This window comes from Streptosporangium roseum DSM 43021, from assembly GCF_000024865.1.
GTDB lineage: Bacteria > Actinomycetota > Actinomycetes > Streptosporangiales > Streptosporangiaceae > Streptosporangium > Streptosporangium roseum.
The window spans coordinates 3,952,125-3,972,738 of the sequence record NC_013595.1; the positions used below are offsets into that span (position 1 = coordinate 3,952,125).

The window sequence follows — 20,614 nt, forward strand, 5'->3', positions numbered from 1 at the left end:
TTCCCACCCGCGAAATACCGTCTCGGATCCGTGGCCGCGGAACGACACGATACGACCGTCACGCCCAGCTTTCAGGCTCGGAGAGCGTGCTGGGCGACATGCCGGTAGAGCTCGTCGGCCCAGACGCCGCGATCTGTCACGCGGGCCCGGCCGTGTGCGATGGCTTCCAGCGCCGCCACGGCTGCGGCCGTCGCCGGGCCCATCATGCCCAGGGCCTGGACCGCGAGCAGTTCGGAGGCGGGCCGCCGATGTCCCCGACCGGGCAGCGGCCTGGCCGCGATGGCGTTCAGCAGCGGTGTGACCAGCCCTGCCGTCTCACCGGTGATCGCCCATAGCGCTCGCGCGATCGCCACCCGGTCGTACAGGTGGCCATGTTCAGCGTCGTGGAAGTGCTCGCGCAGCACCGGGACGGCGATCTCGGCGGCGGGACCGAGCTGTTCGAGCATCGGGGCGACCTCGCACGCCGCATGGCCGCCATGATGTGCGAGGTGTTCGGCAAGCAGTGCCGGCGCCTGCCCCGGCTCGCCGGTGATCCGCCACAGCGCCCAGGCCGCCTCGTGCCCGTGGTGGTCATCATCGAGCAGGGCACGCACCCGCGTCTCGACGTCGGCGGCGGCCGGACCGATCGCCCCGAACAGCGGCAGCGCGACAGACAGGTACACCCCGGGCAGGCGGGCGGCGATCGCCGGCACCAAAGGCGCCGCCGCCGCTCCCCACGAGACCAGCGCGTCCATGCAGCCGACACTCCTGGTGTCGCCGTACCGCTGCGAGGGGCCGAGAAAGGTGCGCAGGGCGGGCATCAGGGCGTCTGCGTGCGCCACCATGGCCGGAATCATGTCTCCGATGTTGAGATGCTTGACGTGGCCGTACTCGTCGAGAAGTGCGGCGGCAAGCCAGGGGACGCAGCGGCCGTCACCGAGCCGGGCCAGCCCTTCCACCGCTGGTGCGGCCACCTCCGGCCACGGCTCGGCGGGATCTCCGGTCAGCATCGCGGCCAGCAGGTCGGCGTGCGCCGCGGCGCCCTGCCCGGAGTCGGCGATCAGCTCGACCGCGCTCACCAGCGGGTCCTGCTGCCCGAGCCTGCGCCTGCGCCGTGATGACGGTGCGGCCGACACCAGGTCACGCACCCGATCGGCGACCATCGGCAGCAACTCGGCCGGTGCGGCCCGCCAGTACCAGATCGCCTCCCGCGCACTGTGGAGGGCCTGGTCGATGTCCTGCTGCCCGGGACGGGCCAGCAGGTCCCGGGCCACCGCCCGCTGCCAGTGCTCGGCACGCAGCAGAGCCGAACCGATGGGCGTGACGCCGTCACCGTGCCATCGGATGCGCTGAAGCGCCGAACCGGAGTCGGCTTGTGCGCCGGCCATCAGCCTGATCATCGCGTCGCCGCCCGGTTCTGCTGCGGGGTCGGCCAGCACGAGCCCCGCCGCGGCGGCGGCGCGCAGATCACGCTGCGCGGCGGTGGTATCGAGCAGGCCGGCGAACCAGTGCGTGTGATCGGCCGCCGCCAGCCACGCCACGGCCAGCACGCAGGCCACCGCTCCGGTGTCGCCCGCCGGCCGCACTCTCTGGTCGGTCCGCGCCTTGTCGGCCCGCGCGCGTAACGCGGGCAGACTTCTCGGCGCGGCCTCGGGTAGGCAGGCCAGCAGGCGTGCCGCCGCCACCACGACGTTCGGGGAGACATCGTCCAGCAACTGCACGAGCGCGTCGACGCGGCCGACCATGGCCGCTCGCGCCAGCGCCGCGTGGTCGGGCTCGGGCCCGGCAGCGGGATCACGGAAGGAGTCACGGTACGGCTGAGCGTCCGCGATGTCGGCCATCAGGTCCACCACCAGCTCCCGATGGGGCTGCCGCGCGATGCCGGTCACCTCCAACAGGTACGGCACCAGGTACGGGGCCGCGCCGAACACCTCGGAGGGCGCGTAGCCGCTGAACAGCCCATGCCGCAGCCGCCACACCGGCGACAGCACCTGCGTGCCCGGCGGCGCCGCCGCGATCTCCCGCAGCAGGCCGGGCACCGAATCCGGCCCGCCGAACCCGTAGCCGAGCCGCACCCACGGCACCTCGTCCACACCCTCCAACACCGCATCGCCTCTCTAGGCACAGCAACTGCAACACCCATCCGCGCGTGGTCCGCCCGGCGACCTCGGGAAAACCGCACGCGACCGCGGAGGTTCCTTTCCCGCGTGGATCAAGCCCGGATCTGGCGGGTGATGGAGGGGTCGGTGATGGCGGTGTCGTTCGCCAGCAGGAAAGCCTTGCTGAGGATGAGCGCCAACCGGCCGTCCTCCTCGAACGGAAGGAACAGTCCGGCGTGGCGGTCGCGGGCGGAGACGATGCACAGGTAGGCGTCGTTGGGTTCCATCAGGATGTTCGCGGACCCCAGGTGGATCTTGTAGGTGCGTAGATCACCCCGGACCACCAGGAAGCGGTCGGTCATGGCGCACCGGTCGGCGATGGCCGTACGCCCGATCAACCGGGAGAGCGCGTCGCGCCGGACCTGGGCGCTCTCGGCCAGGTCGCCGAAGCTGTAGGACTGCCAGTAGTCCCCGTGACCATTGGGGTCCAGGCCGGTGGAGGTGACGCCGACGACCAGGTCGGCGTCTCGCAGCGCCTCCGACAGGATGAGCGGAGGAACCTCGGCCAGCGGGACCGGCGAGACGCCGGCGAGGAAACGGATGCCGCCGCTGACGCAGATGGAGACGGGGCCGACGTTGTCCCGCTCGGCGGACCCCTCGTCCAGGTGGAAGTCCCAGGTGACGGTCAGGCCGCCGGGCAGCTTTTTGGTGGCCGTGCACTCAGCGGACCCTCCGGACCAGTCCCAGTGGCCCAGCGTCATGCCGGTCCAGCCGCGATCGGTGAGCAGCGCCTTGGCCTGGCCGTACCGGAGCAGGTGGTCGGAGAACCGGCGCGAGTGGTCGCGCGTCTCCTCCTCGGCGGGAGTGAGCAGGTAGACCTCGCGGAAGGCCTGCTTGTACGGCTGGCGCAGCTCCTTGCCCTGCACCACCTCCCGCCAGGCGCGCACCTCCTCCAGGGACGCGCGGGCCGGATGCCACAGCCGCACCGGCACGTCCGGCACCGTCAAGCCCAGCTCGCTGCGCCACACGCCCGGCGAGACCTCGAACTCCCAGATCAGCCGATCGGTGACCGGGTTGCCCTCCAGCTGCCGGTACGGCGGAGCCGTCTCGCCGGCGCATCCGGCTTCCAGCGCCCTGCTCAGGGTGGCCTGCTGCTGCGCGGTCTGCTTGGCCAGCTCGCGCAGCCGCTTGACCTCCTCGGGGTGCTCCCGTCTGACCGCCGCCGGGACCGTCTTCAGCTTCTTGTCCCCGTGCCACCACGACAGCTCGACCTTGCCGTCGGTTGAGATCACCGCCGTGTGCTCGCCGACGGCCTGCCGTACCTGCCCGTCGGGTATCCGGAACGCCACCTCCAGCCGGTTGGCCAGGGCGGCCTCGATGCGCTTGAACATGCGGTCCAGTTGCTTGGGCACCCCGGCGTGCCGGGTGGCCTGGCGGGCGGCGCGCAGCGCGGAGATCGCCTCGGGCGTCGGGTGCTCTTCCACCGCGCGGGCGATCTCGAACAGCAGCCCCTGCGACGGCAGGGTCTTGGCCTGGGTCGGAGCCACCGCGATCCCGCGCAGCAGCCTGTCCAGCAGCTCGGGCAGCCAGGGCTCGTCCCGCAGGAGCGCCAGCCGTACGGCCCGGCCGATGGTCCTCTTCTCTCCGTCGTCGAACGCCTTCTCCGCGCTGTAGGGAATCTCGCCGGCGTGGATCGCCGTGACGCGGGCCTCGGCCGCCTCCAGAACCGTCCGGGCGAAGTCCAGGTAGCCGGGCCGGCCGCCGAGCCATTCGATGACGGCGGGCAGCGGGGCGGCGTGGTCTGGCCGTTCTCGCATCGCCTTGGCCATCGCCTCGGCGAGCAGCGCCCGCAGCTCCACGTCCCAGCCGAACACCACCTCCATCTCGGCGACCGCGATCGGCCCGCGCTTCTCCGCGAACTGGGCGCTCACTTCGGCGTCCATGCCCGCCAGCCCCGCCGCCGCCATCACGGAGAAGGGTTCGTACCGTCGGTGTTCGTCCAGCAGGTATCCGACCAGCTCGCGGGCCGCCACGGCCAGCCGCTGCTCGTCGACCACGTACGGTGCCGATATCAAACTGCCGTCGACGGTCCGGACCGCCGCGCCCAGCCCGGCGCTCAACTGGGAGGCCTCGGGCCAGTACGTGGGGTCATTCGCGGTCCCAGTGATCAAATTGTGCAGGCGCTGCGCGAGGGGGGAGAGGTGCATGCCGATGGTTCCTGTCAGAGGTGGATCGGGCGGGTGATGGGCGGGCCGGTGACGGCTATCGAACCGTCACCGCGTCCAGGCCGATGCGGTGATCGGTTCAATCGCCTCGTATAGGTCTCTACGAGGCGATTGCTACGTGGCTGATTCGAGCTCGTCGATCAGATGAGATGACTCCGGTCCTGATCAGATGAACGGGCCGACGAGGCCGGCGAACTCCTCCGGGCCGACGATCCGCACGCCCAGGCTCTCGGCCTTGGCCCGCTTGGAACCCGCCTTCTCCCCGGCCACCAGCAGCGACGTCTTCGCCGAGACGCTGGAGGACGCCTTGCCTCCGGCGCGTTCGATCAGCTCGTTCATCTCGTTGCGGGTCAGCGCCTCCAGCGCTCCGCTCATCGCGCCGGTCACCACGACGGACATCCCGGCCAGCGGCAGCCCGGACGTGCCGCCCGCCTCCGGGTCCGCCTGCGCGTCGGCGCCGGGCTCGGCGGGTGGCGTCCAGCCCGGCTCGGTCATGGTCACCCCGGCCTTGACCAGCTTGTCGATGAGGTCGGCGAGCTCGACCAGCTCGGCCACCACCCCCGGCGCCTTCTTCGGGCCGATGCCCTCCACCGCCTCGATCGCCTCGGCGTCGGCCGCGCGGATGGCGTCCATGCTGCCGAAGTGCCGGGCGATGCGGCGGCTCATGGAACGGCCGGTGCCGCGCACGCCCAGCGCGCAGAACACCCTGCTGAGCGGCTGCGCCTTGGCCCGCTCGATGGCGGCCAGCAGGTTGTCGGTGCTGGTGGCGCCCATCCGCTCCAGGCCCAGCACCTGCTCGCGGGTCAGGTAGAACAGGTCGGCGAAGTCGACGATCAGCCCGGCGTCCAGCAGTTGCTGGATGCGGTTCTCGGCCAGGCCCTCGATGTCGAGCTGGTCGCGGCCGGCGGCGTAGCCGATGGAGGCGATCACCCGGCAGGCGCGCCCGCGAACGCACCGCCACCGTTCCTGGGAGGCGTCGATCGCGTCGCCGCAGGTCGGGCAGACCTGCGGGATCGCGATCGGCTGCTCGTCGCCGGTGCGCAGGTGCACGACCGGAGCCTCGACGCGGGGGATCACGTCGCCGGCCTTGTAGACGACGACGCTGTCGCCGAGCATCAGGCCCCTGCGGGTGATGTCGGCGACATTGTGCAGGGTGGCGTAGGTGACGATGCTGCCGTCGAGCTCGACCGGCTCCAGCACGGCGCGCGGGGCGATGATGCCGCTGCGGCCGGTGTTCCACTCGACGCCGAGCAGCTTGGTGATCTTCTCGGTGGCGGGCAGCTTGTAGGCGATCGCCCAGCGGGGAGCGCGCGAGCTGAAGCCGGCCTGCGCCTGGTCGGCGGCGAGATCGCACTTGATCACGATGCCGTCGATGCCGAAGGGCAGCTCGGTCCGCTTGGCGGCGATCTGCTCGACCCGCTCCTGGATCTGCTCCAGGGTGGTGGCGACGATCCCGCCGACGTCGGTGACGGCGGGCGTCTGCACGCCCTGGCCGGCGACCCACGTCATGACCTCGCTGTGCGGCAGCTCGCGCAGCTGCACGGCCTGCTCGGAGGTGTCGTCGGGGTACGGCAGCGCGCCGTAGCCGAAGAACGTCAGCTCGCACACGTAGGGGCGGTCCTGGGCGCGCAGCGTGCCGGCGGCGGCGCTGCGCGGGTTGGCGAACGTGGTGCCGTCGTGCGCCTGGCGCTTGACACAGGCATCCTCGAACTGCGACGCGGTCATCATCACCTCACCGCGCAGCTCCACCGTGACGGGCTCGGCCAGCCTGGCGGGCAGTCCCACGATGGTGCCGATCGCGTGGCTCACGTCCTCACCCGCGGTGCCGTCGCCCCGGGTGACCAGCTGCACCAGCCGCCCGCCGCGGTATCGCGCGGCGATCGCCAGCCCGTCGAGCTTCGGCTCCACACTCCACTCCGTGACCGGCCGGCCCAGCCTGCGCTCCAGCGACGCGGCCCAGTCGGCCAGCTGCCCGGCGCCGAAGACGTTGTCCAGGCTCAGCATCGGCACCGTGTGTGGCACGTCGCCGACCACCGCGCCACCGGCCACCTTGCCCGTCGGCGAGGTCGGCAGCACCTCGTCGGGATGCTCGGCCTCATACGCCTGGATGCCCCGGACCAGCCGGTCGTAGGCGTCGTCGTCCAGCGTGGACGTGCCGTCTCCGTAGTATGCCGCGGCGGCGTCCAGGGCGAGCTGAACGGCTTCGGCATAGGCGGTCTGATCGGCGAAAAGGGTGCTGGGGGGTGCGTCGTTCATGATCCCATCATGTCGCCCGGCACCGACAATTTCGGCTTGCGGAATGTGGTCCTGAGTCGGATGAGACAGGGGGCGATAGTTGGCCCCTGGAAGCGATAGTTGGCCCCATGCGGAGCGGCAGGACGTGAGAGGATGCGACCCCCAGTTATAGATGGCGGTTCCCAGGTCTTGTTGGCGGCTGGGTAGGGACGTGCAGAGCTTCCGGCGTTCGTGGGAGCCTTGGAGGCATGGGGACAGCTGAACACGAACAGTCCCTCGCCGCGTTCCTGAGGACTGTGAACGTCGGCGACGTCCTCACTGGGACCGTCGCGGAGGTTACGCGATCGCAGACGACCGTGCTCCTCGACGCCTTCACCAGTGATCCAGTCGGTAGCATCAGCTGGCTCGATCTCTCCTGGCGGTCTTTTGGGCGACCGGCTGCTGAAATCCTTGAAGTCGGTGCCAAGGTCTCTTCCGAGGTGATCGCCGTTGACCTCCAAGAGAGGCGGGTTCGGCTCTCGTGGTCCGCGACCGAGAACCCACAACTGTGGGCATATCTGAAGGCGCTGCGTCCGGGACAGCGGCTGTCCGGCACCGTGGCGGCCATCGAACGCTTCGGCGTCTTCGTCGATCTAGACGACGGACCCGACCATCCTGTCTTCCCGGGCGTCGGCTTCATCACCATGCCCGAGCTGTCCTGGCGCCGCTTCGAGGACCCATCCGAGGTCGTCTCCGTGGGAGAGCGCATCAGCTGCGAAGTTCTCACCTTCGACACCCACAACGGCGAAGCCCGCGTATCACTGCGCGCCACTCAACCCGACCCGTTCCAGCAGTTCGCGCGCGGCGTTCACGTGGGGCAGATCCTGTACGGCCCGGTCACCAAAGTGGTGCCGTTCGGCGCCTTCGTCCGCGTGGCAGACGACGCCGAAGGCCTGGTCCACCTCAGCGAACTCACCGCCCTACCCGTCGCGGCCGCACTCGACGCGGTTCAGATCGGCGACGAGGTCACCGTGATCGTCATCGAGATCGACCCGCTGCGGCGTCGGCTCGCCCTATCTCGCTGTCAGGCCGCCATGAAGACCTGGGACCTCCCTCCAACTAAACCTGGGAATCCTAGCGATCCCGTAGGCTGATCTCTCTCCAGCCGCCGTCTATAGAGGGTCCCGGTAGTAATCGCGGAATATCCAACGGATATGCCCCTGACCTGCTCTGATGTGAGGGCGCCGCAGGACTGGTGTGTCCGTTGGTAGATGCGGTGGGCCGGGCCGAGGATGCCGCTGACCTTGCCCGAGGGCTCCACGTCGACGCCGGTCAGCGATATCCGTTGGATTTTCGCCGATTACTACCAGGACCTCAACGTGGGGGGCAGTCGGCCGCGCGGGAACGCTTTAGGAGTCGCCAGCGCTTCTCTCTGGGCCAGAGTTCCAACCTTTCTGCCTCTCGCGGGCGTGAGAACCGATGAGAGGAGATCATCTACCTTGAATCGTTATGACGGCTTTCGCGAGTTCGTGCTCGCCCGTCAGCAGGCGCTGACACGGAGTGCGTACCTGCTCACGGGAGACGCACACCTAGCCGAGGACCTGTTGCAGAGCGTCCTGCTCAAGGTCGCCAACCATTGGCCCAGACTGGTGCGGCACGGCACCCCCGAGGCGTACACGCGCAAGGCCATGATCAACCAGTACATCTCCTGGCGGCGGCGCAAACAGTTGGAGTCGCCCAACACCGACCCGCCAGAGCGCGGGCACGCTCACGACGACGCCACGATCGATCGCATCATCTTGCGTCAGGCGCTTGCCAGGTTGACGCCCCGGCAGCGCGCTGTGATCGTCCTGCGCTTCTACGAGGATCTCAGCGAGCGGGAGACCGCTGAGATCCTCGGCTGTTCGCTCGGCACGGTCAAGAGCCAGACCCACCACGCGCTCGGCCGCCTGCGCACGCTCGCGCCCGAGCTGTCCCAGTTGTTCGCCGAGATCGAGGAGGTGCGCCGATGAGCAGGCTGCGCGAGGCGTTGGACAATGCGGCGGCCGACGCCCCGACCCTCAACCTGGCCGACTGGGCGATCACGAGCAGCCGGCGCAGGCGGAAGACCCGTATGGCCGCCGGGTCGGCTGCCGTGATCGGGCTGGCGGTGCTCGCCGGCGTCGTACTGGACGTATTTCCCGGCACCGGGCCGTTGATGGCCGACAAAGCCGTGGTCGCGGTGCAGACCGGTAAGATCGCCGATCTGCCCAGCCGGGGTGTCGGGCCGCTCAGCCACGCCTACCGGACCTTCTGCCTCATCAGTGGCCCCATCCCGCCCGACTGCAGGAACGGCAAGTGGCGCGTGGTTGCCCTCTCCGGCGAGACGTACCACCTGCCGCAGGCACTGGGCACACTGAGCACGAAAAGCGGACCGAAGTTCTACCCCCTGGCGATCAGCCGCGACGGGCGCATCATCGCCTACTACAACCAGTCTGCCAAGACGTTCAAAGTACGAGACCTGGCGAGCGGCACCGAGCAAACCGCCCCCGTCGCCATAGCCGAAGCGGAGCTGGGCGGCAACGCGCACCTGGAGCTCTCCGACGACGGACGGTACCTCGCTTTCACCGGCTATCCGTCGAGAAAGGAGGACGGCCTGCTCATCGATATGCGAGCGAGAACCACGACGCCCCTGCCCGTCGGGTGGGATCTCAGGAGCATCGACGGCACGACCGTGACCTTGGCCCGGTACGGGAGGTACGGGGAGAAGCCAGGGATCTGGGTGATGCCTCTGGCAGGGGGCGGTTCACCCATCACGGTGGACGAGACCTACACACGCTTCAGCGCGCTTGCCCCCAACGGCGCCGCAGTGGCCGCGCTGCGGCGTGGCCAGTCCCTGGACTCGCATGACGACACGATCACCGTGCTCGATGCCAGGACCGGCAAAGTCAAGAAGACGGTGACCATGCGCGGCCTGCCGAAGGGCAGCCCCACGCTCACCCCCGGCGTCTGGCTGAGCGCGGCCGAGGTCACGCTCGCCGCCCTCCCGTCGGACCGTTGGAATGAGAACCGTCAGATTACCTACGCGGTGAACGTGGAGACCGGCCAAGTGAGGCAGCTCGCCGTCTACCATCCCCAGAACGTGATGCACCTGGTCATCCCCGGGGTCCCAGCCGCCTTTTGACAAGCCTCTCAGCGGCTGAGCAGGTGGCACGCCATGCAGAAGGACACGGCACAGAGGGGTCCTGAGTAATCGGCGAAAATCCAACGGATATCGCTGACCGGCGTCGACGTGGAGCCCTCGGGCAAGGTCAGCGGCATCCTCGGCCCGGCCCACCGCATCTACCAACGGACACACCAGTCCTGCGGCGCCCTCACATCAGAGCAGGTCAGGGGCATATCCGTTGGATATTCCGCGATTACTACCGGGACCCTTATAGCTGGTGGTCGCAGAGGACGGTTCGCGAGTTGGTGTCCGTTGCGCCGTTGGAGTTGGGTGAGGCGAGCTGTGTTAGGTCAGGGTGGGTGGAGGGGCCGGTTTTATCTCGTCCGATCTCGTGTCGTGTGTGGCGCGAATTGGCTTGTTATCGATCTGGGCGGTTAGCTCGGCAGCGTAGGCGTCGAGTGTCTCTCTGAGGGCCCTGTATCGCCGACAGACGTATGTTCCCGAGCCGAAGGGGCGGTGAGGGCTAGCCGGCCAGTTGGACGGGCGGTCTCGGTTGCTCCACGACTTTTGGATGTCGAGGGGTTGTTGATCGCGGATGGGGTGAGGGGCGAACGACCGTTCACCCTGGGTTATCTGGGCCCAGAGGTGGGTGGATGCGTATTGGCGCTCTCGGTCGGTGGTTTCCCACTGATGGCTGGCGAACCCGCTCTGGTCGAGGATCTTCTGCCAGGTGTCGGTATCGAGGCACCAGTTCCGCAGCGCGGTGCGGCGATGATGGTAGTCGATGAGATGCGCGGTCTGGTCGAGGTCAGCGGCGATCGCGCGGACGGCGGCGTCGAATTCGTCTGGGTCGCTGCGGGCTCGTGCCCATTGGAACGCTCCTGTGACGGATCTGCAGATGGGTGTTCCGCGGTGTATGTGCGGGAAGACTGTCATCCCGAGGTACTGAGCAGCTTTCCCTCGCGACCCACCGGAGATCATCTGGACGAGACGAATTGCGGCGGTGCGGCGGAGCGCGAGCGTCGAGATGCCGTCGAAGCTGCTGAGATAGCGTTCGAACCATTCATCAGGCAGCCACTGGGGGATGTGCTGAGGGCCGAGGCGGGTGTTTAGTTCGGGGGTTATGGAGCTGGTGCGGCTGTGACGGCGGAACGCGTTGGTTAGAGGGGCCAGAGCGGCACGGAGACCAGGCGAGCATGCTGTAGTCCTGGCGCTTTCGAGGAAGTGGCCTCTCCACTCTGTTCGGTTGATCGAAAGCCTGGTTCCGCCGGTCGAGAGTAGTTCTTGAAGGTGCTGTCGGGTTTGCAGAGTGTCACCGTGCAGGATCTGGTCGGCGATGGCCAGCTGAGCGGCACTGATGGCGGGGTCCAGTTCCCAACTGTGGCGGTATCTGTCGACTGGTGGCAGGGAATTCTCGGCTTCTTGGGTGCGTCGTGCGGTGCGCTGGTCGAGGGTTTCGCGGAGCGCTGCGGAGGGGGCGAGGTAGGCGGCCTTGGGCCAGGACAAGCTGATCAGTTTGCTGAGGAAACGCAGGTCGGTGAAGTACTGGGCGGGCTCAGCAGGGAGTCCGGCGGCGTCGACCTGTGTGGGGCCGTGAGGTTGCAGGAGGGCGTCGAGACGCTCCTGGAGGCTGAGGACCTCCTCGGGCAGCAGATGGCCTGGTGGAGGCGCGGTGTCGAGCCTGGCCGCGCAAACCGAGGTGACGCCCTTGAGGATGCCGGAGGTGCCGTTCACGGTGCTGGATCGGCACTGTGCGGGATGAAGCCCGCCGACCTTCAGCGACTGCAGGAGAGGAATGAGTCCGGAGCCAGCCACAGCCGCGTGCGCGGGATGACCGCAGCCTGGGCAGAGGTGATTCAGAAGGCGCCGATGCTTGATGCAGGCGAAAATGGCTGGTAGCCGCCATGATCTCCGCCACGCGCCGCCGTGGGCTTGCTGGACTGGGCTGTTGTCCCCGGTCAGGCATTCGGGGCAGTAGCGTGATCCGGTGGTGAAGATCCACCAGTCCGTCCTCAGGGCCAGCTGACGCAGCGCGATGCCCTGGGCGGGCGGTGGGACTGGGTAACGGGGTGCGAGTGATCTGAGGCAGAGCGCTTCAGCTTCGGCTGGGGTGAGCCTTGTCGCGTTTGTGAACGCTTCACGTGTCGGCTGGTCAAGAGCTATCAGCAATTCATGGGAAGCGCGGGAGGGAAACCTCGACCGTTCGGGGATCAGGCCCGTGATCTGCAGTAACCGCGCCGGTGTGCGGTCCAGCCGGTGCGCGAGTCGGAGCAGGTAACCGGGCATGACTTCATCCGGCAGCGGATCAAGGCTTCGGGGAAGCGGACCGGTGTAGCGCATTTGATCCTCCGTGGCCTTCAGGCGCCAGTGCCGCTGGCCGGGCCGTGGTCGTCGAAGACGGTGTTGCGGCGCTGTCCAGGTTTTTTGCTGCCGGTCTGCCCGGCCGCTTTCTGAGCTGTAGCAGGAACGTTGGGGACTTCTCCGGCGGTGGCGTCCCGGCCGGGCGCGCCGTTGAGGCTGACGACGATGTTGTCGAGGAGGGGCTCGGTGAGGGTTTCGGTGCTGGTGGTGATGGCGTGGCGGCAGCCGTCCTCGATCAGCCGCTCGAGCAGGCCGACGACACCATCGGTGCGGCGGAACAGGTATTCGGGCATGGTGCCCGCGGTGAGCATGCCGGGGGCGGCGTTCATCAGGCGCAGGTGCTGTTCGACTCCGGTCAGGTGGGCGGTCCAAGCGGTGATCTGTTCGTCGGTGGTGTAGCGGAAGCGGTCGAGTTCGATCAGATCGAAGCGGCGTTCGGTCTGAGTGGGTTCCAGGCCGTGCACTTTCACGTTGTGGGAGGGTGGGAACACCCATTGGCCGGTGCCCGGGTCATGGCGGCCTTCCCGCAGGAGCCCGGAGCCGGGGATGTCGACTCCGATGAGGACGAGGGTGACATGCATGCTCATGAACGCCCGGATCAGGTCCAAGACATCCTGGTCATCGGCCCTATGCATGCGAAGCCTCGTAATGTCGTCCAGCACGAGCGCCTTGGTGCCGTGGTCGTTCAGAGACGCGGCGACGTGCCGGACCAGGTCGGGCAGGTCCATGTTCTTGGTATCGGCGCCGAAGAAGTTCAGGATCGCCTTGCAGGTGGACTTGGGTTTGGCGGTGACAGGGGTCTGGACGTAGGCGACCGGGGCGTGCATGTCCCGCATCCCCGCCAGCGCGGCCGGGTTGAGGTAGCGGTGAAGCTCGACCCAGTCGTCCTCGAAGCCAGCGCAGATCTCGCAGATCGTCTCGGTCTTGCCCTGATAGCCACCGCCGGTGATCATCACTCCGGCGCGGGTAGTCGGTTTCTGTTTCAGCGCGTTGGACTCGATCCGGCCGCGCAGCAACTGTTCCACCTCCCGGCTCATCGGGGTGGCGATCAGGGGAAGGTTCGCGTGGGTTGCGGCCCGATGCAGGTCATAGAGCATCTTGCGGCGCGGTGGCAGCAGCCGCCAGGTGGCTAGGTCCAGCCGTGGGGCCGGGACGAAGGAGCCGCGAGTGGCCCGATATCGCTGCCAGCCCGCCAGGGTGTCCCGCAGTGGCAGCGGACCAGGCGAGACGAACGGAACCGGCTGATCGCCGTCCCGGAATCGGGTCACCACTGCCTGCCAGGGCCGGTGGTGGAAGACTCGACTGTCGCCTGGGGGTGGATTTCGTCATCCTCGTCGGGCAGGTGGAAGATGCTTGTGCCGCGCAGCGCGTCGGCCATCAGGGGTGGTGGCGTCGGCGGGCTGGTAACTGCCGCCTCGCGGCGGCGCCGGCGTTCGGCGTCGATCTCCTCCTGCGCCCGCCGGGAATGCTCGGCCCAGGCCGCCGGCACCACCTCAGCCATGCCCTCAGACGGGGACCTGGAGACACGCGGTGATCGATCGGCTTGAGCGGAAGCGGCCTGGGCTGCCTGCCGGGCCTGGCCGGCCCGCTTGGCCTTGGGGAGTTGGGTCTGCCACTGGTCGACCGGGACCAGGCCGCCCAGGAGTTCCAGCAGCACGGGCAGCAGCACGGCGTCCGACTGCGGAGACAAGCCCCGCGCCCGGGCCTTTTCCAAGAGCTCTTCGGCGGTCTTGTCGGAGAAGGCAGGGATCTCTCCTGCGGGCGGCAGCCCGTTCCAACGCAGCTCGTGCCAGACCGACAAGTCCTCGGGGTCTTGGAAGAACACCGTGCGCCGGTCGCGCCGGTCGCTGCGCACCACCCACCGGTCCTTGTGCCGGCCACCCCTGCCAGATGCCTTGCCGCGGCGGTCATTCAGACCCGGGCCGTCATACCAGAGCCCGCGAATCTTGACGCCGCGCCGCCGCGGGATCTTCACGTAGTGAGCAGGCAACAGCTGGTAGTAGAGCTCCGGTCTGGGGATCTGCAGGGCGAACCCGCCCTGCTCCAGCGCCGCGGCGAACAGCGTGTTCGGGCTGTGCTCCTCATCCGGCCCCCAAGCCGGCGCGTGCTCACCCAAAAGCCGGTTCTGCCAGCACCGGACGATCCAGGTCGCGATCAGCCGTTCCATCTGCGCGATCGTCAACACCGCATCAGCTTCGGGATCAGCGCCCCGGTCCGCGACGTCAACCCCGGTGTAGCCGGGCAGCTGCTCGAACAGCAAAGATCGAAATGCCCCAAAAGCCCGCTCCGCAGCGTTCTTATCCGTGGGACGCAGGGTGCGGGCGGGAAGGATATTGCAGCCCAGCACTCGCTGAGCGTCGACCAGGGCATGATTCTTATAGGGCGAACCGTGATCGGTGGTTACCGTCTCCGGCGCGAAGAACGGCAACCCGGCGACCTTGTGCCCGGCGAAGGACGCGACGACCTCGGCCGGGACTCCCGGGTAGGGCCATTCCATCTCCTGGCCCCATCCTTCCCGCATCGGCAACGGGAGCATCACGTCGCGTAGCAGCATCGCTATGTCGATCGAAGTCTCCGAACCCAGCGTCAACCGGAACGCCACGACCGAGTGCGTAAACAGGTCAAGCGCGATCGTCAACCGGACGGTCACCGGTTCGCCGAACACGTGCTCACGGACCTTGACCGACAGGGGCGTAGTGTCCAGGGCGACGACCTGGCCCGGCCGGTGCACCACCACATGAGCCCGGGAGGTCTCCACCGCCTCCGCTGAACGGACATAGCGCTGCCGGGCTCCGTCCGGCCCGAACCACTCCAGCCAGACCTCCCGCAGCGTCCGGTAGGACGGCACCCGAACGTGCGGGCCGAACCGCTCGGCCACGTACTGGTGCACCTGCACGCACCGTGCCTGCATCGATGTCTTCGAGCGGCGCAGACTCTCCTCACGGACCGCGAAGATCGCCTCACGGATCTCCTCAGTGACGCTCGGACGGCCGTGGCTGGCGCGCAGCCACCGCCCGTCCACGCAGCCCAGCGATCCGTGCTCGCGGAAGGCAGCCGCCATCCGCTTCAACGTCCGCTCGCTCACTTGCCCCAACCCCAGCAGCCGAGCCTCCTGCGCGCCGAGGGCGGCGAGCTCCGCGACTTTGGCCAGGCGGCGCTGCGTGACCGTGGTCCGCCCCGGGTCATAACCCGGCCGCGGCTCGCCGTCCTCTCGGTGGTGCCGATCCCCGCCGCGGAAGCCGGTCTCGGCCTCCAACAAGTGCGCCACCCGCAACCGGACCACATCCCGCTGATACTCCGTCAGATCACCCCAGGTCACAGTGCCATGCCTGTTCCCGAGCATCTCCCGCCCGGGAACGGCCTCGCAGCCTGTGTGGTGCGCCAGCCAGCGGATCGACCGCCACTGCGGTTCTCCGGCCTCTGGTCGCAGCAGTACCCGCCCGAACTGGGCCTCGATCGCCTCCACCACCCACTCGATGCCGTCCAGCCGCAGCATTCTCCCCACCGACAGATCCAGCAGACCCGCTCGAACCGTCATCAGCGCCGTCCTTCCGCCGGCCAGACCAGTGACCCGTCCCTCAACGGCCGGGACAGATCGACTCCAAGCCTTCGGCGCCAGAGCAGATGCAGCGCATGAGCACGCGCGACCGCAGGCAGCGATGTGCGCGCCACCAGGTTCCCGAACGCCACCGGCTCGCACGCCACCACACCCAGAAGCTGGCCCTGCAGTCCTAACTGATCGACCAGGTCCCTGCGCTGGGCCGACAACGCGTCCAGCACCGAGAACACGTGAGGCCGCCAGCCCACCACCACCGAATACCGCCACCCGACCGCCCACGCGGCCTCACCTGCCGCCGCGAAAGCCACCTCGTCCGCCTCTTCGATCAACCCCGCAGGTCGGACGTCGAACAGCCACCTCGACCCATCCCGCATGACCGCCAGAAAGTCAGGAACGTGCTTGCGGAACCCACCGATGGTCTCGAACCGCAGCCGAAACGGCTGCGGCAGCACCTCCACCACTCCTACGAAATCCAGCGCAAGCAGCAGCCGCCGCTCCTCCAACGACTCGAACCCATGCAGGCGCCCCGTGGACACCATGAACTCCAGCCCCGGCCGGTGACGCTGCCGCGCCCGCCAGGAGAAACGGCGAACCGGCTCACACCCCGCAACTGGTACCGCCCCCAGATCCCGCGCCGGACCCATCAACTCCCCGCCCGGCGTCCGCCACGCCACCGTCCACCGCCGGGGCCACCCAGACCCAAGCACCAACAACTCACGGAACCGCTCGCCGGCCTCGAAATGGGAGAGCAACACCTTCAACCCGCACCGATCTGACCGCACCACCGAAGCGTCGCTTACCGTCACCAAACAACCACACCACGCGCCGAGTCGTCGGAACGACGAACTTCCAGCCGCTGATCCCGAATCGAGATCAACGGCCAGCCTCAGGCAGGCCAACTATCGCTTCCAAGGGCCAACTATCGCCCCCTGTCTCACGGACTGAGACAGGGAGCGATAGTTGGCCCCTGTCTCAGGACCGTCCCTCCCGTGCGCGGCCGTCGGCTGGAGGCCGCCGTGGGTGGTCCGTCACATAAGCCGCTCAGCCGGAGGAGTTCGCCGGCCTCATCGGCCCGCTCCTCTGGACCAGACCTGGGCGTCCACCCCCTGCCCCCGGGGGCCAGATGAGCGCGCCGCGTACGGCGAGTCCGTGTGAAACACGGCCGTGACGGCAGGTGCGGGCTGTGTCCAGTCAGTGGTGTATCTCAATCATGTTTGATCATGGCCTCTCCCGTCGCTCCGGCCATCATCCGGCGCTCCTCACGAGTGGCGATGAGCCCGGCCGGTGCGAGAATCCCGGATTCCTCGAACGGCGCCTCCGTACTCGGCAGCGGCTCCCTCGTCTTGATGACCTTCGCCCACACCCGGAAAGCGTCCAGAAGCACGATGATGATCAGGATCGCGAACAGTGCGGCGAGGATCCCGTCGATGGTGGAGTTGAGCACGATCTGCCGCATCGCGTCGGGGGTCTTGGCCGGCGCGAGCAGCTGCCCTTGATCCAGTGCGGTCTGGTAACGGTCGCGCTGCGCGAAGAAGCCGAGGGTGGCTTCGTCGGAGAAGATCTTCTGGTAGCTCGCGGTGAGGGTGACCGCGACGTCCCAGGCGAGCGGTACCGCGGTCACCCAGGCCCACTTCAGCCGTCCGCTCTTGATCAGCAGGGTGGTGGCCACGGTGAGGGCCACCGCGGCGAGCAGCTGGTTGGCGATGCCGAAGAGCGGGAAGAGCTGGTTGATGCCGCCGAGCGGGTCGTTGACACCCTGGTAGAGGAAGTATCCCCAGGCGGCCACGACCACGGCGCTGGTCGCCATCAGACCGGGCCACCAGCTCACCCGGCCGATCGGCTTCCACAGGTTGCTCAGTGTGTCCTGGAGCATGAACCGGCCGACCCGGGTCCCGGCGTCGACCGTGGTGAGGATGAACAAGGCCTCGAACATGATCGCGAAGTGGTACCAGAAAGCCTGCAGTCCCGTTCCCCCGAGGAATCCGGAGAAGATCTGGGAGATGCCGACGGCCAGCGTGGGCGCGCCTCCGGTCCGCGCGATCAGCGTCTGTTCCTGTACGGCCTGCGCCGCGGACTGCAGCTGCTCGGGTGTGATGACGAAGCCCATGTTGGCGACCGCCTGCGAGGCGGACTGGACGGTGGTGCCGACGACCCCCGCGGGAGAGTTCATCGCGAAATACAGGCCGGGACTCAGGACCGAGGCCGCGATGATGGCCATGACGGCGACGAACGACTCCATCAGCATGGAGCCGTAGCCGATCATCCGGACCTGCGTCTCCTTCTGGATCATCTTGGGTGTCGTGCCGGAGGCGATCAGCGAGTGGAAGCCCGACAGTGCTCCGCAGGCGATGATGATGAACACGAACGGGAACAGCGATCCGGCGAAGACCGGCCCCTTGCCGTTGAAGGCGAAGTCGGTGAACGCGGTGTTCTTCATCGGGGGCAGCGTGATGGCGACCCCGATCGCGAGCAGCACGATGGTGCCGATCTTCATGAACGTGGAGAGGTAGTCGCGGGGTGCGAGCAGCATCCAAACGGGAAGGACCGCGGCGATGAAGCCATAGGCGATCAACCACAGCGCCAGGGCCGACGGGCTCAGCGTGAAGGTGGACGCCCAGCTCGACCCCTGGACCCAGCCGCCGGCGACGATCGCCAGAATCAGCAGCCCGACGCCGATCAAGGTGGTCTCGACGACCCGGCCCGGCCGGAGCGTGCGCAGGTAGACCCCCATGAACAGGGCGATCGGGATGGTCATCGCGATGGAGAAGACGCCCCAGGGGGAACTGGCCAGGGCGCCCACCACGACCAGGGCCAGCACGGCCAGAAGGATGATCATGATTGCGAAGACGGCGATCAGTGCCGCCGCTCCCCCGATCGGACCGATCTCTTCGCGCGCCATCTGCCCCAGGCTCTTGCCGTTGCGCCGCATGGAGAAGAACAGGATCACCATGTCCTGGACCGCTCCGGCGAAGATCACCCCGGCGATGATCCAGATGGTGCCGGGAAGGTAGCCCATCTGAGCCGCCAGCACCGGTCCCACCAGCGGTCCGGCCCCGGCGATAGCGGCGAAATGGTGACCGAACAGGATCCGCCGGTCCGTCGGGTGATAGTCGATGCCGTTGTTGAGCCGCTCGGCGGGGGTGGCCCTGCGGTCGTCGGCGCCCAGCACCCTGCGCAGGATGAACCGGGCGTAGAAGCGGTAGGCGATGGCGTAGGAGCCGAGCGCGGCGGCAAGCACCCATACCGCGTTGACGTTCTCGCCCCTGGACAGGGCGAGAACGGCCCACCCCGTGGCGCCGACGGCGGCGACCGCCGTCCAGAGAATGACGGAGCGCACATTCACCGGTTACCTCCCATATATGGGACGGCCCAGGCAGCAACGCAGTCCCGCGTCCGGCGGCAGATCGGTTGTGAAGCGCCGCCAGCGCCCCAGCGGGCGACAGTCGATCATGACCGGAAGCTCAGCGAGATGTACCCAGGCGGTGGGGTGGGCATACACCAGATCCGTCCCGAGCCGTCGCGCCCGCCGGGGCAACCGCGACCGGCGCAGCGGCCTGACCGAGAACTCTCCCGCGTCCGCACAGCAGAGACCGGTGACGTGCCAGTCGAAAAAGACCACTTCATCGGCGCGTAGTGCTTCGCGTGCGGCGGTTGTAAGCACGATCTGGGACATCCTGGGCTCCCCAATACCAGGTGACTCAGAAGCTAACGTGGATCCTTACCAGGTGAGAGCGGTTGAAACGCGGGGTGACCACTGTGGCGCCGGGTGGTGCGGATCGCCTCCCCGGGGGAGCTCGCAGCCCTCGTCGGCGCGTTCCTCCGATCGGGTCCGTCCGGCCCGGTGGCAGTACGCCGTGGCGCCGGCGGCACATCAGCGGCCAGGACCTGGTCGGCGGCGGCGGCCCGGTGGCCGCGGTCCCATGGGAGCGACGGTCGTGCAGCCGGGCGGCCGGTGCGCACTCGCCGTAGCGGGGCGTCGGTGAGCCCTGTCCGGAGAGCGTGCCCGGGCCGTACCGGAGAAATGGCATGATCACACGTGGAGCCTTTCCTGCGGTGGCGGAGATCTGCGGGCGGGAAGCGGGGAGCGGACATGTCTGCGGGCTGGGAGTGGGACGACACGCTGTTCCTGGGAGCGGCTCCCTACTACCAGCGTGGGCGGCTCCCGTATGCCCCCGGCCTCGCGGACACGCTCGCCGGGGCTCTGATGCTCGACGGCCGGGGACGTCTCATCGATGTGGGCTGCGGGCCCGGCACCCTCGCTGTGGACTTGGCGCACCTGTTCGGTGAGATCGTCGGCGTGGACCCGGACAGCGGGATGATCGCGGAGGCTGCGCGCCGGGCCGCCGAAGCGGGCGTGACCGGCAAGGCGCGATGGGTCCGGGCCCGCGCCGAGGATCTGCCCGCAGGTCTCGGGACGTTCACCGTCGCGACCTTCGGCCAGTCCTTTCACTGGATGGATCGCGATCTGGTGGCGGCGACCGTCAAGGGCATGCTCCGGCCGGACGGTGCACTGGTGCACATCTCGGACCTGAAGACGGAGACGCGATCCGTCGACGACCTTCCGCATCCGGGGGTTCCCTATGCGGCCGTCAACGATCTGATCGGGCGATACCTGGGGCCGGTCCGGCGGGCCGGCCGCGGGGTGCTGCCGCACGGGACGCCGGGCGGTGAGGCCACCGTCCTCAGCCGGGCGGGCTTCTCGGGACCGAGGCGGTATGTCGTGCCCGGGGGACAGGCGCTGGAACGCACCTGTGGTGACGTCCTCGCATGGGTGTTGTCGCTGTCCTCCTCCACGCCGCACCTTTTCGGCACGCGACGCGGTGACTTCGAGGCGGACCTCGGACGGCTGCTGCGGGAGGTCGCGCCTTCGGGCCGGTTCTCCGAGCGTCAGCCGAGCACCGAAGTCTTCGTCTGGCACAAGACTTCCCCGTGACCGCACGGCTTGCCGGGCCACCCACTCCCTCGGGACGCCCGCCCTCGCCACATCCCGATGACCGGATCGGCCGGATCGCTCCCACGACGGAGACACGCC

The 20,614-nt window shown here is 68.4% G+C and carries 12 protein-coding genes; 4 read left to right on the plus strand and 8 right to left on the minus strand.

The features are described 5' to 3' along the window. Positions 1 to 71 precede the first annotated feature (71 nt). From SROS_RS17310 to ligA, 3 genes are all read right to left on the minus strand, one after another. Positions 72 to 2,084, minus strand: coding sequence for a hypothetical protein (locus tag SROS_RS17310; protein ID WP_012890244.1), 2,013 nt, complete (start codon positions 2,082 to 2,084; stop codon positions 72 to 74). A 107-nt stretch (positions 2,085 to 2,191) separates the two neighbouring features. Then, positions 2,192 to 4,285 (minus strand): DUF4132 domain-containing protein, encoded by a 2,094-nt coding sequence (locus tag SROS_RS46015; protein WP_012890245.1) that lies wholly within the window; start codon positions 4,283 to 4,285, stop codon positions 2,192 to 2,194. Between the two features lie 183 nt (positions 4,286 to 4,468). Next, positions 4,469 to 6,559 carry an NAD-dependent DNA ligase LigA gene (ligA, locus tag SROS_RS17320; protein ID WP_012890246.1) on the minus strand — a complete coding sequence of 697 codons (2,091 nt, stop codon included), beginning with the start codon at positions 6,557 to 6,559 and terminating at the stop codon, positions 4,469 to 4,471. A 227-nt stretch (positions 6,560 to 6,786) separates the two neighbouring features. Between ligA and SROS_RS17325 the strand changes: the two genes are divergently transcribed. The 3 genes from SROS_RS17325 to SROS_RS17335 all read left to right on the plus strand — a co-directional run bounded on the left by SROS_RS17325 (position 6,787) and on the right by SROS_RS17335 (position 9,680). Continuing rightward, positions 6,787 to 7,671, plus strand: a complete 885-nt coding sequence (locus tag SROS_RS17325) for a S1 RNA-binding domain-containing protein (RefSeq protein ID WP_012890247.1) — start codon at positions 6,787 to 6,789, stop codon at positions 7,669 to 7,671. 345 nt (positions 7,672 to 8,016) lie between these two features. Further along, positions 8,017 to 8,529, plus strand: coding sequence for a SigE family RNA polymerase sigma factor (locus tag SROS_RS17330; RefSeq protein WP_012890248.1), 513 nt, complete (start codon positions 8,017 to 8,019; stop codon positions 8,527 to 8,529). Beyond that, positions 8,526 to 9,680, plus strand: a complete 1,155-nt coding sequence (locus tag SROS_RS17335) for a hypothetical protein (protein ID WP_012890249.1) — start codon at positions 8,526 to 8,528, stop codon at positions 9,678 to 9,680. Before SROS_RS17330 ends, SROS_RS17335 begins: the two co-directional genes overlap by 4 nt. 327 nt (positions 9,681 to 10,007) lie before the next feature. Here the strand turns inward: SROS_RS17335 and SROS_RS47445 are convergent, their stop codons facing one another. The 5 genes from SROS_RS47445 to SROS_RS17360 form a co-directional block, all read right to left on the minus strand. Further along, a complete protein-coding gene (locus SROS_RS47445; protein ID WP_012890250.1) occupies positions 10,008 to 12,002 on the minus strand; it encodes a TniQ family protein in 1,995 nt (664 codons plus the stop codon). 17 nt (positions 12,003 to 12,019) lie between these two features. Then, positions 12,020 to 13,120, minus strand: a complete 1,101-nt coding sequence (locus SROS_RS17345) for an AAA family ATPase (protein ID WP_218919861.1) — start codon at positions 13,118 to 13,120, stop codon at positions 12,020 to 12,022. A 167-nt stretch (positions 13,121 to 13,287) separates the two neighbouring features. Beyond that, a complete protein-coding gene (locus tag SROS_RS17350) occupies positions 13,288 to 15,561 on the minus strand; it encodes a COG3415 family protein (protein WP_012890252.1) in 2,274 nt (757 codons plus the stop codon). After that, a complete protein-coding gene (locus tag SROS_RS17355; RefSeq protein WP_245564747.1) occupies positions 15,561 to 16,337 on the minus strand; it encodes a TnsA-like heteromeric transposase endonuclease subunit in 777 nt (258 codons plus the stop codon). The genes SROS_RS17350 and SROS_RS17355 overlap by 1 nt, the downstream gene beginning before the upstream one ends. A 449-nt stretch (positions 16,338 to 16,786) precedes the next feature. Further along, positions 16,787 to 18,925, minus strand: coding sequence for a carbon starvation CstA family protein (locus SROS_RS17360; RefSeq protein WP_012890254.1), 2,139 nt, complete (start codon positions 18,923 to 18,925; stop codon positions 16,787 to 16,789). Positions 18,926 to 19,672: 747 nt separating this feature from the next. On the opposite strand from SROS_RS17360, the gene SROS_RS17365 reads away from it, so the two are divergent. Further along, a complete protein-coding gene (locus SROS_RS17365; RefSeq protein ID WP_012890256.1) occupies positions 19,673 to 20,515 on the plus strand; it encodes a class I SAM-dependent methyltransferase in 843 nt (280 codons plus the stop codon). The last annotated feature ends 99 nt before the right edge of the window (positions 20,516 to 20,614 follow it).